This is a genomic window from Herbaspirillum autotrophicum (genome assembly GCF_001189915.1).
Lineage (GTDB): Bacteria > Pseudomonadota > Gammaproteobacteria > Burkholderiales > Burkholderiaceae_D > Herbaspirillum > Herbaspirillum autotrophicum.
In genome coordinates this window covers 25113-41624 of sequence record NZ_LFLS01000021.1, presented here as the reverse complement: position 1 = coordinate 41624, position 16512 = coordinate 25113, and the positions used below count along the sequence as shown (strand labels likewise).

The 16512-nt window shown below is 58.4% G+C and carries 11 protein-coding genes and 1 pseudogene; 6 read left to right on the top strand and 6 right to left on the bottom strand.

The genetic code is table 11. The features are described 5' to 3' along the window. The first annotated feature begins 2 nt into the window (after positions 1 to 2). From AKL27_RS16595 to AKL27_RS16585, 3 genes are all read left to right on the top strand, one after another. Entirely contained in the window at positions 3 to 3938 is a 3936-nt protein-coding gene (locus AKL27_RS16595; RefSeq protein ID WP_083439111.1) for a beta strand repeat-containing protein, read from the top strand. Continuing rightward, the gene (locus tag AKL27_RS16590; RefSeq protein ID WP_083439110.1) at positions 3925 to 5463 is read left to right on the top strand and encodes an argininosuccinate lyase; all 1539 of its coding nucleotides are present in this window, start codon (positions 3925 to 3927) and stop codon (positions 5461 to 5463) included. Before AKL27_RS16595 ends, AKL27_RS16590 begins: the two co-directional genes overlap by 14 nt. Positions 5464 to 5564: 101 nt before the next feature. Further along, on the top strand, positions 5565 to 7406 hold the full coding sequence (locus AKL27_RS16585; RefSeq protein WP_050463969.1) for a peptide transporter: 1842 nt from the start codon (positions 5565 to 5567) through the stop codon (positions 7404 to 7406). On the opposite strand, the gene AKL27_RS16580 is transcribed toward AKL27_RS16585, so the two are convergent. Then, the gene (locus AKL27_RS16580; protein ID WP_050463968.1) at positions 7384 to 8628 is read right to left on the bottom strand and encodes a cation:dicarboxylate symporter family transporter; all 1245 of its coding nucleotides are present in this window, start codon (positions 8626 to 8628) and stop codon (positions 7384 to 7386) included. The genes AKL27_RS16585 and AKL27_RS16580 overlap by 23 nt on opposite strands. Before the next feature lie 268 nt (positions 8629 to 8896). Between AKL27_RS16580 and AKL27_RS28470 the strand changes: the two are divergent. Together AKL27_RS28470 and AKL27_RS16575 are read left to right on the top strand one after the other, a co-directional pair. Continuing rightward, a pseudogene (locus tag AKL27_RS28470) lies at positions 8897 to 9019 on the top strand (LysR family transcriptional regulator); the annotation flags it as partial. A 192-nt stretch (positions 9020 to 9211) separates the two neighbouring features. Beyond that, positions 9212 to 9823 (top strand): LysR substrate-binding domain-containing protein, encoded by a 612-nt coding sequence (locus tag AKL27_RS16575; RefSeq protein WP_232311016.1) that lies wholly within the window; start codon positions 9212 to 9214, stop codon positions 9821 to 9823. Positions 9824 to 9827: 4 nt separating this feature from the next. On the opposite strand, the gene AKL27_RS16570 is transcribed toward AKL27_RS16575, so the two are convergent. Genes AKL27_RS16570 through AKL27_RS16555 form a run of 4 tightly spaced genes read right to left on the bottom strand, consistent with a single transcriptional unit; the run spans position 9828 to position 13916 of the window. Further along, positions 9828 to 10460: a Rossmann-fold NAD(P)-binding domain-containing protein gene (locus tag AKL27_RS16570; RefSeq protein ID WP_050463966.1), complete on the bottom strand. Its 633-nt coding sequence runs from the start codon at positions 10458 to 10460 to the stop codon at positions 9828 to 9830. A 56-nt stretch (positions 10461 to 10516) separates the two neighbouring features. Next, the gene (locus tag AKL27_RS16565; RefSeq protein WP_050463965.1) at positions 10517 to 11656 is read right to left on the bottom strand and encodes an ABC transporter substrate-binding protein; all 1140 of its coding nucleotides are present in this window, start codon (positions 11654 to 11656) and stop codon (positions 10517 to 10519) included. Positions 11657 to 11685: 29 nt separating this feature from the next. Next, the gene (locus AKL27_RS16560; protein ID WP_050463964.1) at positions 11686 to 12705 is read right to left on the bottom strand and encodes a zinc-dependent alcohol dehydrogenase family protein; all 1020 of its coding nucleotides are present in this window, start codon (positions 12703 to 12705) and stop codon (positions 11686 to 11688) included. After that, positions 12702 to 13916, bottom strand: a complete 1215-nt coding sequence (locus tag AKL27_RS16555; protein ID WP_408609776.1) for a serine hydrolase domain-containing protein — start codon at positions 13914 to 13916, stop codon at positions 12702 to 12704. Before AKL27_RS16555 ends, AKL27_RS16560 begins: the two co-directional genes overlap by 4 nt. A 200-nt stretch (positions 13917 to 14116) precedes the next feature. Here AKL27_RS16555 and AKL27_RS16550 point away from each other — a divergent pair, with 200 nt between their 5' ends. Further along, entirely contained in the window at positions 14117 to 15031 is a 915-nt protein-coding gene (locus tag AKL27_RS16550; RefSeq protein WP_050463962.1) for a LysR family transcriptional regulator, read from the top strand. A 96-nt stretch (positions 15032 to 15127) separates the two neighbouring features. Here the strand turns inward: AKL27_RS16550 and AKL27_RS16545 are convergent, their stop codons facing one another. Then, positions 15128 to 16477 (bottom strand): amidase, encoded by a 1350-nt coding sequence (locus AKL27_RS16545; protein WP_050463961.1) that lies wholly within the window; start codon positions 16475 to 16477, stop codon positions 15128 to 15130. Positions 16478 to 16512 lie beyond the last annotated feature (35 nt).

Here is a 16512-nt window from a genome sequence, read left to right as displayed (position 1 = left end):
GCATGAACCACTTTCAGCGACGTAGCACCCAAGCGAAGCTGGCCTTGAGCCCGCTGAAGCCGCTCAGCATCGCGATTCTTTCCGCGTGGTGCGGTATGCAGGTGATGCCGGCCTGCGCCTTGGATGCCGGTGCCTTGCCGACCAATGGCCAGATCAGCGCCGGCAGCGGCAGCATCAGCCAGAGCGGCAACGTGATGAATGTCACGCAAAACAGTGACCGCATGGTGGCAACCTGGAATACCTTCAATATCGGCAGTGCCGCGCAAGTCAATTTCCTGCAGCCGTCATCGTCGTCCGTGGCCTTGAACCGGGTCACATCCAGCGATGCCTCGCAAATCATGGGGCAACTCAATGCCAACGGTCAGGTGTACCTGATCAACCCGTCCGGCATTTTGTTTGGCGCCGGGTCGGCCGTCAATGTCGGCGGACTGGTCGCCAGCACGCTGAACATGACGGATGCCGGTTTCATGGCCGGCGACAACACCTTTCAGCTCAACGGCGCCAGCGGTGCGGTCGTCAACCAGGGGCAGATCACGGCCAGCGATGGCGGCTATGTGGCCTTGCTCGGCAATCAGGTGCGCAACGAAGGCACTATCGTGGCGCGGCTCGGTTCGGTGATGCTGGGCGCGGGTGAAAAGATCACGCTCGATTTCAACGGCGACGGTCTGATCAATATGGAAGTCAGGGACAAATCCCTCAATGCCAGTGTCATCAATCAGGGCCTGTTGCAAGCCAATGGCGGCATGGTGGTACTGTCGGCGCAAGCCAGCGATGCCATGTTGTCGGCGGTGGTCAATAACGAGGGCGTGATCGAAGCCACCAGTTTGCAACACCGGAATGGCGCAATCCTGCTCAGCGGCGGCGATTCCGGGGGGGTGGCCGTCAACGGCACGCTCAATGTGTCCGGGCGCGGCACAGGGGAAAGCGGCGGCAGCGTCAAGCTGCTGGGTGAGTATGTCGGTCTGTTCGACGGCACCCGTATTGACGCCAGCGGCGATGTCGGCGGTGGTACGGTATTGGTCGGCGGCAATTTTCAGGGCAGCGGCAGCGAGCAGCAGGCCAAGGCCGTGTATATGGGCAGCGACGCCCGCATCCATGCCGACGCACTGCGCAGCGGCAACGGTGGCAAGGTGATTTTGTGGTCGACAGAAAGTACCCGTTTTTACGGCGACATCACGGTGCTGGGCGGCGGTCAGACTGGCAGTGGCGGATTGGTGGAAACCTCGGGTCACGATCTGGAAGTGATGGGATCGGTCAATCTGAGCGCCGCTTCGGGCAAGGGGGGAACCTGGCTGATTGATCCCTACAATATCAACATCACCAGTGCCGCCAATGCCTCCGGTGCGACCACCGGCAATCCGTTTACCTCGGCCGGGTCGGCCAGCTCCAACCTCAGTTCGGCGACCTTGAACAGTTCCTTGTCGGAAGGTGCAAATGTCATCGTGTACACCACCTCGGCGGGTGGCACCTCCGGCGATATCAACGTGCTCGACGATATCAAGGGGATTGGCAATGCGTCACTGACCTTGCAGGCGCACCGCAATATCGTGATGACCAATCACAGTATTTCCAACGCCAGCGGCAAGACCCTCAACATCTCTCTCTATTCCAACTACAACAACAGCGGCAATGGTTCGGTCGCGCTCAGCAATGGCACCATCACCACCAATGGCGGCGCCATCACCATCGGCGGCGGCCTTGACCAGAGCAGTGGCGCGGCCAGTACGATTCTGAACAGTACGGCCGGGGTCTCGCTGAGTAACGGTTCGGTGCTCAGCAGCGGTGGCGGCAATGTCACCATCCGCGGTGCGGTGGCTGCCAGTGCCGGCAATTCCAACAGCAGCGGCGTGCAGATCAGCAGTGCCTCGGCGATTGATGCCGGCGGCGGCAACATCACCATCATCGCCGATCAGGCCAGCAGCACCGGCACCGGCGATGCTTTCATTCTTACCGGCGGCAGCCGGATTGTCACCAACGGCGCCGGGTCGATCAATATCGACAGCCGCAATCTGGGCAGCGGCAACGGCACCCGCATCTACAGTACCAACAACACCATCGCCGCCAGCGGCAGCGGCAATCTGACGGTCAGCGGCAACGCCACCTCCGGCTTCGGCATTCTGGTCTGTTCCACCGCCAACACCTCGACCCAAACCATCAGTGCCGGCAGCGGCAATCTGACGTTGCAGGCGAATACCAATGGCTTTGCCGGCAGCGGACGCGGCTTGTATCTGGCAGCGTCGGGCAATGGCGCGATCATCGTGAACGCCAGCGCCGGCGGGGCGGTGACGCTGGCCGGCAGCAGCAGCGGCAGTTACGGCACCATTCTCAATGCAACCGGCGCGGGGGCGGTCATCACCGTGGCCTCGGCTGGCAATGTCACACTGAGCGGCAATACTTCCGGTGGTACCACGCCGGCGCTGGCGCTGATCAGTTCAGGCAATGGCAGCACCAGCACGGCAGGCTCGAAGATCAATGTCACCAGCACCGCCGGCAATCTGACGCTCAACGGCAATAACAGCGTCGTCAACACCGCCACCGGTTCATTCAAGGCAATTTCGCTGGATGCCGGCGGCCAGTATGCGGCGATCAATCTGGGCACCACCACCGGCGCGATTACCCTGTCTGGCACCAGCTACTCCGGACGTGGTGTGGACATCGCCCCCTCGGCCGCCGGCGCCGTGATCAATATTGCCACCGGCAGCGGTGACATCACGGTCAATGGCAACAGCACCAGCAGTTTCGGCGGCTATGGCATTTTTCTCAACTCCACCGGCAATGCCATCGGCGTCAATGTCACGACCGGCAGCGGCAATATCACGTTCAACGGTGACTCGGTCGGCACCTCGGATGCAATTGCGCTGGGCGGCAATGCGTTCAGTATCGGCTCCGTCAACAATATCGCTTCGCAGGGTGGCAACATCACGCTCAATGGCAATTTCCATTCTCCGAACGCCGGCGAACTGGATCACGGCATTGCGATTCTCAGTGTCACCAACAAAATCACCACCACCGGCAACGGTAATGTCACGCTGACCGGCAATGCGGCGGATCAGGGTAATGGCATCAGTCTGTATGGCGGCGGCAATGCGCTGATCAGCGTCGAGAATGGCAATCTCGCCATGACCGGCAGCAGCGTCTACGGTAACGGCATCGGCATCCAGACCGGCATCAATACGATTGGCGCGACCGGCAGCGGCAGCGTCAGTCTCAACGGAACCTCGGGCTATGCCAGCGGCATCAGTATCTATCCGTCCAACAACAACAGCGCCGCCACCATCTTCACCCGTACCGGAAAACTGCTGATGAATGGCGTGAGCGGCAGCGCTTCGGCCGCGCCCGCGATTTCGCTGCGCAGCAGCGCTTCAGGTGCCGGCAACGGCGTCAAGATCCTGTCCGGCAGCGGCGATATCGAGATCGTCGCCACTACCGCCGGCAGCGGTGAGGCGATTGCCATCATCGGCAGCAGTACCGGCGCTTACAACACTATCAGTACCGGTGGCAGCGGCAACCTGAAGCTCACCGCCGACAGTCGCGGCAGTTACGGCGTGCGCTTTAATGGCGGCACCAATAACCTGCTGGTGGTGGATGGCGTGCTGTTCATTACCGCCACCGCCCCGAACGGCACCGTATTTGCGCAGGCGGCGGACGCCACGACGATTGCCGCCACCGGCAACGGCATGGTGATCAAGAATTTCGGTTCGCTGATCAGCAATCTGTTGACCAATCCGGCGACGGCATCCGTGACCGCCTCATTGCAATCGAATCAGACCGATGGCAGCTGGATCATGCCGGTCACCAGCGGCAACGAGTTCAGTCCGGTCGATGAGCGCGCCGGAAAATTCAGTATCGATATGTCGCTGGCGGCAGCGCCGGCGACGATACGCGATGACACCATGAACAACCAGTCCACTCAAGGCCAAGACAATGACGCGCGATAATTTACTTCTCTCTTCCCGACCAGTTTTTGCGCGGCGTGTTGCCAGACTGGCGCTGTTGCCATTACTGGCGCTCTCGCTGCAAGCGGCAGCGGCAGACAAGCCGGCGGCGGCGCATGACAATTTCTATTATCTGGGGGAGATGAACAAGGCTTCTACCGTGATGGTGATAGAAACCGGCATTGTGCCGCCGGACCTGGGGAAGAAAATCGTGTCGGCAGTGGCGCAGGTGATCCGTGACGGCGATCAGCCGGGAGCCAAACGGCCGGCCGATTATTTGCAGTATGAACCGCTGATTCTGGCGCTGGCCGGACCCGACGGCTCGCGCATGCATTCCGGCCGCAGCCGGCAGGATATCTTGTCGACCACGCGTCGTCTCATGCAACGCGAGCGCGTATTGCAGCTGATGGATGCCATGAACCGTTCCAAAGCCGGTTTCCTGGCATTGGCGGAAAAGAATCTGGACACCATCGTACCGGCCTATACCAATGGCGTGCAGGCACAACCGACTACCTATGCGCATTATCTGCTGGCGTTTGCCTCGGCCTTCGGCCGCGACAGTGCCCGCCTGCGTGAAGCCTATGCCCGGCTCAATTTGAGTCCGCTGGGATCTGGTGCGCTGGGGACGTCGAGTTTTCCGATTGATCGCCAGCGTCTGGCCGAGTTGCTGGGCTTTGACGGACCGCTGGAAAACTCCTATGACGCGGCACAACTGGGTGCGCTCGATCAGGGTGTGGAATTGTCGGGTGTGTGCAGCAATGCCGCATTGACGATGGGGATTCTGGTGCAGGATATGCATACCCAATATCACCAGCCTTATCCGTGGATCATGATTCAGGAAGGGCGGCTCACCGGCACCAGCAGCATCATGCCGCAAAAGCGCAATCCCTATGGCCTGAATCTGTTGCGTTTGCAGGCCAGCGATATCGTCGGCGGCGCCATGACCTTTTTGCTGGAAGCACATAACGTGTCGCCCGGCATGCCCGACTATAAACGCGATCAGGTCGAGAAAACGCTCGACATGACCACGTCGGCATTCCTGCGCATGGCCGATCTGCTGGACAATCTGGTGATCGACAAAGAGCGCGCCTTGCAAGAGGTGGATGCCGACTATTCGACCACCACCGAACTGGCAGATATCCTGCAGCGCGACGCCGATGTGCCATTCCGCATCGGCCATCATTTTGCGTCGGACCTGGTCAGCTACGGCCGGGCCAACAAGCTGAAGCCGGCCGCCATTCCTTTTGACGTGGTGCAATCGATTTATGCTGAAGCGGTCAAGAAATTCAACTTTGATCGCCCGCGCTTTCCGTTGACGGCAGAAGAATACAAAACGTCGCTGACGGCGCAGAACATGCTGGCATCGAGCAAGGGGCTGGGCGGACCGCAACGCAGTGAAGTGCTGCGCATGCTGGCCGTGGAGAAAGACAAACTGAAGCAGGATGCCGGCTGGCTGGCGCTGCAGCAACAGAAGCAAGCACGGGCAGCGGAAAATCTGGACCGCAGCTTTTCCCGTCTGGGGCAGTAATCAAGCTGACCGCAACGGCGATAAATGCGGTTTAATAGTCGCCAGCGGCGCCTGCGCAGGCAGGCGCATTTCCGAGTTTGCCGAGCCGCCGTCCGCACACCATGACAGAAGATATTTTTTCGCTGGAAAAATTCGAGTACCTTTGCTATTCCAGGCAACACGAAGCAGCTGCCCGGCAACTGCTCAAGCTGTTGCTGCTGATCGACAGGAATTACGGCAAGCTCAACGAGCGTTTCGTCCTCACGGCATCCGCCTCGATTCCGGCTGAGCAAATGAATCAACATGTGTTGACCCGGGTTGCCAGTGCCATTTCGGCGTTGTTCTCCGATCCCGGCTTTCACATCACGCCCGATGGCTTCGGCCAACTGATCAATTTTCAACGCTGGTTGTCGGCGCTGTTTGCTGCCAGTCCCTTCGTCAACGCCGACCATATCCTGAGCTCGCTCAATTTCCTCGGCCCGGACGCCAGCGCGTTTCAGGTTACCGAACTGGATCTGATCAAGTTCTGCATCTTGTATTCGCCGGAATCCGAACAGCCGCTGGATGCCGCCATGCTGTGGCAACAAAACCGTCAGCTGGCAGCGGCCTTGTTCATGGCCTTGCTGTCGCCGCGCTTTCTCGGTTCGGTGGCCGCGCATTCGAAACGCGAAGCCTTGCTGGCGTGGCTGCCGGCGCAGCTGGAACAAATCGACTCGCTGGACAGCTTGCCGCTCGCCATCTTGCACGATGTCTACATGCATTGCAGCTATGCCGATTTGCCGGGGCGCCACGATATCAAGCGCCCGATCAACCGCTTGATCCGGAACAAGCTGGCGGCGCTCGATATCCGCGCTATTGCTCCGGCAGCGGTGGCGCACCGGCAGGGCGGCAAACCGGTGATGCTGGTCTTGCTGGAATGGTTTTCCGGTGCCCACTCGATTTACCGTACGCACTCGAAAACCCTGGAGGCGGCGCGCCAGCATTTCCATCTGGTGGCAATTGCCTATGCCAATAACGTCGACGATCCGGGACGGGCAGTGTTCGATGAAGTGATCGAATTCGCGGCCCCCGATGACATGATCGCCTGCCTGCGCCAGTTGCATGCGGTAGCCGAAGCGTGGCGACCCGAGGTGTTTTACATGCCCAGCGTCGGCATGTTTCCGATCACCATGTTTGCCGCCAATCTCAGGCTGGCGCGGTTGCAGGTGGCGGCGCTCGGTCATCCGGCCACCACCCATGCCAGCGCCATCGATTACATCAGCGTCGAAGAAGATTTCGTCGGCGATCCGGCCTGTTTCAGCGAGAAGTTGTTATTGCTGCCGAAAGACGGGCAGCCATATCGTCCGTCCGCGCTGGCGGTAACGCTGGCACCACAACCGCGATCAGAGCGGCCGCTGGTGCATGTGGCGGTGGCGGCCACTACCATGAAACTCAATCCCGGCTTTCTGGCGGCATGCCAGACCATCGCCCGCCAATCCTCGCGTCAGCTGCATTTTCATTTCTTGATCGGCCAGGCACAGGGCTTGATTTATCCCCAGGTACGGCGGCTGATACAGCGCTATCTGCCGCAGGCAGCGGTATATCAGCATCAGCCGTATCAGGAATATCTGTCGATTTTCAGCCAGTGCGACATGTTTCTCAGTCCGTTCCCGTTCGGCAATACCAATGGCATCATCGATGCCGTCACGGCGGGGATTCCCGGCGTATGCAAAACCGGCCGGGAAGTGTTCGAACATATCGACGAAGGCTTGTTCCGGCGGCTGGGATTGCCCGACTGGTGCATCGCCGCCAGCGTGGAAGAGTACGTGGCGGCGGCGGTGCGTCTGGCTGACGATTATTCGGCGCGCGCGGCGCTGTATCGCGAACTGGCAGAGCCGGAACGGCTGCAGAGATTATTTCGCGGTCGCCCGGAAATTCTCGGGCAGCGCTTGCTGCAATTGCTCACGGCGTTACCGGCGGCTTAGTCGCCGACAGTGTTTGGCGTAGCATGTCGCGGTCCAGTGCCCGGTCCCAGGCGCTGATCACCAGACAGGCAACGCAATTGCCAATCACATTGCTCAGTGAGCGGCATTTCATCAGGCGTTCGACGCCCAGCAACAGTACGATGCCGGTGACCGGAATCAATTGAAATGTTGTCAATGTCGCCGCCAGCGCAATGAAGCTGGAGCCGGTGACGCTGGTTGCGCCCTTCGAAGTCAGCATGGCAATTGCCAGCAGCGACAGTTGCTGCCACAAGCTCAATTCGATACCGGTGGCCTGCGCCAGAAACATGGCTGCCATCGCGATATACAGATTGCTGCCATTCAGATTGAAGGTATAGCCGGTCGGCAGCACCAGTCGCACGACCGGTTTGGCGCAACCGAGCTGCTCCATTTTTTCAGTCAGGCCGGGCAGGGCAGCCATTGAAGAAGTGGTAAAGAATACCAGCAGCAATTCGGTTTTGATAAACGCAATCAGGCGCAGTATATTCACGCCGGCACTGGCGGCAATCAGGCCCAGCACCACGAGGATGAAGACCAGACTGGCCAGATAGATCGCGGCGACAAAGTGCAATAACGGCAAAACCGAGCCGACGCCGTATTTGCCGATGGTAAACGCCATGGCGCCGAAGGCCGCGAGCGGCGCCACTTTCAAGATCAGACTGATCATCCCGAACAGAATCGCGAGCAGGTCTTCCAGCAGTTGCAGCAAGCTGCGTCCGCGCTCGCCCATGCGCGACAGCGCTACGCCCGACAATACCGCCAGCAACAGAATCTGCAGGCTGTTGTTGTGCATGAAGGCCGCTGTCACGGTATCGGGAATCATGTTGAACAGAAAGCCGGCAACACCTGCGCCCGCCGCCAAGGCAGTATCCGGCACGGTAGTGACCGCGAGTGGGGCCGAGGTGGCAGAAGAGGGGGCCAGATGAAAACCGATTCCGGGTTGCAACAGGTGCGCTGCCAGCAAACCACAGGTCAGTGACAGCAAGGTCATGACTTCAAAATACAGAATCGCTTTGCCGCCGACTTTGGCTGCCCGCATTTTGTCTTGCATGCCGGCGATGCCCGATACCACCAGCATAAACACGATCACCCCGACCAGCATGCCGATCAGGCGCACGAAGCCGTCGCTCAATGGCTTCATCTTGAGCGCCAGCGACGGATCGGCATGTCCCAGCGCGATACCGGCGGCAATTGCCGCCAGCATTTGTACTACCGAATTCTGGTACAGCGGAACAGCCGTTTGACGGCCTGTGAAACGGGTGAGCAGAGGGTCTCCTTGAGCAATGGCTATGCTGCGTATTTTTGTGATGTATTTTATCTGCCGGTACGCACAGTGTACTTGCTTCACAGTTGCCGGGGCTTACGTGGAATCCCCAATTGCATTATCGAAGAGGGCGGGGGCGAGGCAATTGTGTAGATATGAAAAATATCGACTTATAATTCTTGAAACTTTAAATAGATGAAAGGCCGATATGGAGTTGAGACATTTGCGGTATTTTTTGGTCGTCGCAGAAGAGCAGCATTTCACGCGCGCCGCTGAACGCCTGAACATGCAGCAACCGCCACTCAGCCATCAAATCCGGATGCTCGAAAAGGAACTGGGGTTTGATCTGTTTCGGCGTCATCCCAAAGGTGCTGATCTGACTGCTGGCGGCGCGGTTTTTTTGCAGGAGGCGAAAGCGATTCTGGATCGGGTGGAGACTGCGGCGTTGAAGGCGTCCCGCGCCGCCCAAGGATTTGAGGGCTCCATTTCGGTGGGCTTTACCAGCTCCGCTGCTGCTCATGCAATGATTCCCGCCATTATCAGGGCTTATCGCCATGCTTATCCGAACGTGCAACTGGACTTGCGCGAGGGGAATGCTGCTGAACTCACCGAATGGATCGAGGATGGCAAAGTGAATATCGGATTTCTTCGTTCGCCGGTCAGCCAGCCGCGCGGGATCTGCTTTCAGCATTTGCTGGATGAAGAAATGCTGTTGATTGTGCCGGTTGGCCATGCGTTGTTGCCCAAGAAAATGACGGGTGAGATGCCGGTGCTATCGATCAAATCACTGGCGCAAGAACAATTCATTCTGGTCCGCCGACACGGCGCGCCCGGTATGTATTCCAATCTGATCGATGCCTGTGAACATGCCGGTTTCACGCCCCGGATTACCCTGGAGGTCGAGCGCATGCTGACCAATATCAGTCTGGTGGCGGCAGGTGTGGGCATCTCGGTGGTGCCGGCATCGATGAAAAATTTCCATCGTGATAGTGTCGTCTATTGCCGCATGCGCGATGCAAAACCGGCGTTGGTGGCGCCGATCACGCTGGTCAGCAGGGAGAGCGGTGGTTTACCGGTTGAACGCAATTTTCTGGAGTTGGCAAAAAAAATCCAGAAAGAATACAAAAAATGCTGATGGGTCAAATCAACTCTCTGGAGGTAACAAGGCGGACTCCATTCTTTGCGGTCACCGCGGCTTCGATCAGCACGTCGGCAATATTGATCGCCGGGTTGATCCTGAGCGGCTTGGGCAGCAAAGGGCGAAGCAAGCTTGCCAGAGGCATGATCACCCGCTCCGCAAGTCTGAATTCTTGACGATGACCGCCAATCATTCCCGGCCGCACTATCGTCACTGATTTGAAGCCAATTCCTTGCATGTCTCTCTCGGCCTCGCCTTTGACGCGGCAATAAAACAAGGGTATCGACAACGAGGCTCCTGGCGAGGACACCAGCGCGATTGTGTCGGCGCCAGTCCGGTGCGCCAGTGTCGAGAATGCAATTGGCAGCACATAGTCGACATGACGAAATGCTTCTTTTGAACCGGCTTTTCCAATCGTCGTGCCCATTGCGCATATCACGGCATCGACCACCCAATCGGCAGCAGCGGGTAGCAAGTCGGCAAGGTCAGCTGCAACCGGATTGAACAGTTTGGGATGTGGCGCCAGTTGGCGCCGCGTCGGCGCAATGATTTCAGTGATCCGGTCGTCCGCCAACGCACGTTGCATGACGTGTTTTCCAACCAGGCCGGTCGATCCGAGAATGAGTACTTTCATGATTTTTTGCTTTCTTGCTGCATTTTCATGGTGATCAGATTGAAATCGGAATTGCCTCAATGTTGATTGCTGAGCAGGTTAACTGCACCGTTTCTCAATCCGATAATGGGTATGGAAATGTGAGCATGATTATGCTGATCCATCTCGAAGGTCTTGCCCAGTATGGAGCGCATATCCGATGTTTGCAATGCAGCGCGGATAGCTTCCGGTGCATCGGTACCGGCGCGGCGAATGGCATCGACTATCAAGTATGTGGATTCGAACGCAAACGCCGCTCGTTGGTTTGGCGTTGATCCATATTTACTTTGATAGGCGGAGACGAATTTTTGTGTCTCGACGTTTGGACTGCCGGCGAAGAAGGCGGTCACGCTGCTTGATCTGTCCAGCTTGCCGCTGTTCAGGAAGTGCTGCGACAAACTGCGCTGTGCCAGTGCGTAATCAAAACGTCCCGTCAGAGCAATGTCGATATCAGCCTTTTCATAGGCGCGAAAAAATGCGGCACTTGACGGCCCCAGCAAGACGACGATCTGGTCCGGGCGGACCGCTTTTGCTTGTGTCAGGAAGCCGGAAAAATCAGTTGCGGCAGCCGCCATCGTTTCATTCATCGTCACCGCAATACCCGATGCGACGGCGGCGTTGTTCATGGCAATTGCATTTTCCCGGTTAAAGATAAGGTCGTCGCTGACGATGCCAATACTTTTCGTGCCATGTTCTGTGAGCCAGTGCATTAACGCCCGCGCCACATCCGAATTGGACGGGCTGGGTTTAAACGTATAGCGATAACCGCCTGCGCCGGCAGCATCGACGAACTCGTCGCCGGCAGAAACCGCGACCACCAACGGCACCCGTTTTACCTCTGCGATTGGCATGATGGCGCGCGTCACCGGTGTTGCCAATGCGCCAATGACGACCGATACATGTTCGCTGTCGATCAGGCGTTCGATGGCACTGACGCCGCTATCGGTATTCGCCGCATTGTCGATATAGTGGGCCTGCACCGGACGATGCAATACGCCGCCAGCCTGATTGATTTGCTGCAGCGCGAGTTCGATGCCATATTGCTCGCTCTGTCCGCGCTCGGCCATTGGTCCGCTGAGTATTGATGTCACGCCGATCCTGACCGGCAACTGCTGTGCCTGTGCCGTCCAGCCCGCACCCAGCAGGGTGGCTGCTGCGAGGCAAAAAATAAATCGCATGATGATTTCCTTTGGTTGAATCAGGCAGGTCAGGCGCTGATTTGAATAACAATCTTGCCGAAATGTTTGCTGGTGGCCATATATTCATAGGCAGCCCTGGCTTGATCGATTGAGAAAACTTTGTCGATGACAGGATTGATGCGATTGATGTCGACGAAGCGAACCAGGTCTTCCAGCATTTGCCGGCTGCCGGCAGTAATGCCGGTTAAGCGTTTGGCACCGCCGATCAGCATGCCGGGTTCAATCGCGACAGCGCCACCGCCGGTAACGCGACCCACCACGACAACCGTGCCACCGATCGCAGCCGATTTAAGAGAACGCGCCAGCGTGCCTTCGCCGCCGACTTCCACCACCAGATCGACACCTGCGCCGTCGGTAATCCGAAGTACTTCGTTTTGCCAATCAGGATGGTTGCGGTAATTGATCGTGGCGTCGGCGCCGAGGGCGCGCGAGCGTTCCAGTTTTTCATCCTGAGATGAGGTAACGATGGCGTACATGCCAGCCGCCTTGGCCAGTTGCAGCGCCCAGGTGGAAACGCCGCCGGTTCCCAGCAGTAACACGCGGGCGCCAGGTGGTGCGTTGCCGGCCACGAACAGCGCATTCCATGCGGTCAGTCCGGCGCAGCTCAACGTGGCTGCCGCAGCGGAAGTCAATCCCCGAGGTGCCATGACAAAATGGTTGGCGTCGGCGACGATTTCCTCTGCCAGAGTACCGTTGAATTGAGCGCCAAAAGATCCGGCAGTTTTTTCGGCGGTAATTGCGCCATCTGTCCAGAACGGGTAGTAGCTGGTGATAACGCAGTCTCCCGTTTTAAACCGGCTGACCTCCTGGCCTGCCGCGATGACCACGCCGTAACCGTCTGCCAGCGGCACAATGGGATGCGCTGCCGGATTGGGAAACTGACCCCGTGCAAAGCTGAGATCGCGACTGTTTAATGCCGCAGATTTCATTTGCACACGAATCTCGTGCGGCTCCGGATTACGGACCAGAAGTTCCGCCATATGGAGGCCGGCAATACCTGCGCCGGATTGGAGTAAGCAGGCTTTCATGAGTATTCTCCTGATCGAGTGGTTTGATTGTGGTAGACCGCTTTGCGCAATGCCAAAGGAAAATTTCCTACTATCCCGGCAACGGCAGTATTGGTCAGCGCCACAACTGAAAGTTGATTGGCCGGATCGACCCAAAAACCGGTGCCGTATACGCCAGACCAATTCCAGGAGCCGGCAGGTAACGGTATCTTTGCGGCCTTGGGATCGGTAACAACCGCAACCCCCAGTCCCCAGCCGTAGCCGGCACCAGCGGCATTGACGGCAAGCGTGCTGATGGCGTCAGATGTCATTAACTGCACGGTCTCGGGACGCAACAGGCCTTGGCCGCCGGTGCGGATTGCCTCGATAAATTTGAGGTAATCATCGGCGCTGCCAAACATGCCGGTGCCACCAGAAGGAAAGGCGCACGGGTCGAAAATCCGCGCTGGCGAATAGGCGATGGCGCTGCTGCCGAAGTTGAGAAAAAAAGGATCGGTCATGCGCACCGGAACGGCTGCGGCATCACCGTAAGGTGTCGCCAGAATGGCATCCGCTGGTGCCGTGAAGTCGGTATGTGTCATCGCCAGCGGTGTCGTTACCAGTCGACGTATTGCGGCCGGCAGCGATTGACCGGTAGCGCGCTCGATTACTGCGCCAAGTACATCAATGGCAACCGAGTAATGCCAGTTGGTTCCGGGTTCGAATAGCAAGGGCGCGGCAGCGATGCGCTGCAGATTTTGTTCTAATGTGAGTCCTGACATATCGAGTCCGTCAGAAATCTGGAGGCGATGATAAGGACCGTCGGGCGCCTCCAGAAATCCATATCCCAGACCGGCGGTATGCGTCAGCAAATGCCGTAGCGTAATTACCGGCGCGCGACCGTCTGCCAGCCTGGGCTGAAACGCCGGCAGCCAGTTGGTAACCGCCGCATCCAAATGCAATCGTCCTTGCTCCACCAGAGCGAGGGCTGCGACGCAAACGATAGGTTTGGTCATGGAGGCTAACCGGAACAATTCATTCTCTGCCACCGGACGCTGCGCCTCACGGTCTGACCAGCCGGCGGTTCTGCGGTAAACGGTGCGGCCGCGGTGGGCAACGATAACGGACGCGCCGACGATATGACCGCTGGCGACCGATTCATCCATCACGGCATCAAGCATAAGGCCATTTGTCCAGCGCGCGGCATCGTCTGATCCGGCCCCGAATGCAGGTGCCGGAAGTGCCGTAACCAAGCCGGCCAAAGAGGTCGCTGCCAGCAAGCGTCGACGGTTGGGTTGTGGAAGACGCGCGGCGACAGAAAAATGTTTTCTCATGTTGATATCCCTCGATACCAAAGGATTGTCCGTTGAAGAGAGAAAACTATAGACTTTTCCTTGTTGGGTGATAATCTCCAATTTTGCATCTTCAGTTTTTACTCGGAGTGAGAAGTGACATGCTGGATAGAATCACAGGAATGCAGATATTTGCCCGCTCTGCGGCGACGGGAAGTTTGTCTGCAGCAGCGCGCCAGCTTGATTTGTCGCCCGCGATGGCAGCAAAACATGTGGACGCGCTTGAGCAACGACTGGGCGTGAAGTTGCTCCATCGCAGTACCCGCAAACTGACGCTGACCGAAGCCGGTCAGCAATATCTGGACGCTTGCCTCAAATTGCTTCCCGAGCTGGAAGAAGTGGAAGCTTCCATTGCGTCGCAACGGGTATTGGCACAAGGGTTGCTGCGACTCAATACGCCGCTTTCTTTCGGCGTCAAATACATTGCACCGCTACTCAAGGAGTTCAACCGATTACATCCCTTGGTTACGGTCGATCTGGGACTCAATGATCGGGTCGTCGATTTGCTGGAAGAGGGATGGGATTTGACGATTCGCGTCGGCAAACTCAAAGACACCGGTCTGGTCGCGCGCAAACTTGCTGATGCGGAGATGATCGTCTGTGCTGCGCCGGAATATTGGGCATCGCATGGCAGTCCGGCAACCTGGGCTGATCTGTCGGCGCATAATTGCCTGAGTTTCACGTTGTCGAATATTTCGCGACCAGCGGAATGGCGTTTTGGAAAAAATGCAGAACACAGCGTGAAAATTCAGGGCAGCTTGCGTACCAACAATGGTGATGCATTGGTTGCTGCTGCCATATCCGGTCTGGGCGTGCTGTATGAGCCAGCGTTTATTGTCGCCGACGGCATTCGTCGTGGTGATCTGGTACCGCTCAGGCTGGATGTGGAGAGCGCCGAGCTTGGCGGCATTCATATACTGCGCTCAGCTAATCGTGCGCCACCGGCAAAAGTGCGGGTGATGATCGATTTTCTGTTGTCGGCATTCGGTGCCAACTCGCCCTGGCTACTCAAGTAATCAACGGCGAGTGGGTGCCGCCGTGCAGGCAGCAGGGGGCATCGGCTTCAGAATCACCCCCCCCTGCATCAATGGAATTCGCTTGCCGGCGAGCGGTTACTTCAGTAGCGTTTCCAGTGCCAGCGCAATCGACAACACACGATGATCGTTGCCGCCTGCGGCTGCCAGACTCAAACCAACCGGTGCCGTGCCGGCAGCATGGCAGGGCAGTGAAATGGCACAACCGTCGAGGAAGTTGATCAGGGTTGGATTGCGCAGGATCAGGCCATTGGCAGCGTAGTAAGCGTCGTCGCTGGCTTGCAGATCGGCGATCTTGGGCGCGACGATGGGTACGGTCGGCATCAGCAGTGCATCGTAACCGGCCAGTTGCTGTTCCACTTCGGCGATCCAGCGGCGACGGTTGTGGATGACGTCGAGCAGATCGGCGGCGCTGATATCCTTGCCGCGCATGATGCGCGATACCACGCGCTGGTCATAGTGTTCCTTGCGCTCGGCAATCAGCTGGCGGTGCCAGGTCCATGCTTCGGCAGCGGTGAAGCCGCCTTTGGCATTGATGGTGGCGAGTTGACTGAAGGCCGGTACTTCCTGTTCGACCACCAGTGCACCCGCGGCGGTCAGCTTGGCGATGGCCGCCTGCATGGCGGCGGCCACCTCGTGATCCATGCCATCGCGCACCACATTGGTCGGATAAAGCAGACGCAGGCCGTGCAGCGAATGCGCCACCGGCGCCACAAATTCCTCACCGGCCAGCACCGCATCCACCATGGCGCAACACAGTACGGTCGGCGCCATGGCGCCAATCGAGTCGAGATTTTCCGACAGCGGCAACACACCTTGCATCGATACCCGGCGCGCGGTCGGCTTGAAACCGGTAATGCCGCAGAAGGCGGCCGGGATGCGGATCGAACCCCCGGTATCCGAGCCGACGCCGGCTACCGCCATGCCGTCGGTAACCGAGATCGCCGCACCGGAAGAAGAACCACCGGGAATGCGGCCGCCATCCACATCACGCTGCCATGGATTGCGCGGCGTGCCGTAGTGCGGATTGATGCCGAGACCGGAATAGGCGAATTCAGTCATGTTGGTGCGACCGACGATCACGGCACCAGCCGCGATCAGGCGCTTGACGACTACGGCGCTATCGGTGGCCGCCGGATAGCCGCGCAAGGCGACCGAACCTGCCAGCGTGGTTTCGCCGGCGACGTCGAACAAATCCTTGATCGATACCGGCAGGCCGTCAATCGGCGAGCGAGTCAAACCGGCGTCGCGCAAGACATCCGAAGCGCAGGCGGCGGCGCGGGCGCGGTCGGCATACAGCCGGGTGAAGACGCGGGCGCCTTCACCATCGGCTGCCGCCGCCAGCGCCAGCGCCTGGTCAGTCAATTCTTGCGCAGTGCTGCGACCGCAGCGCAAGTCTTCGCTTTGTTGATGCAGGCTGGGAATCATGGTGTAGAAGGATGGGTGTTGAAATTGGCTTGTTG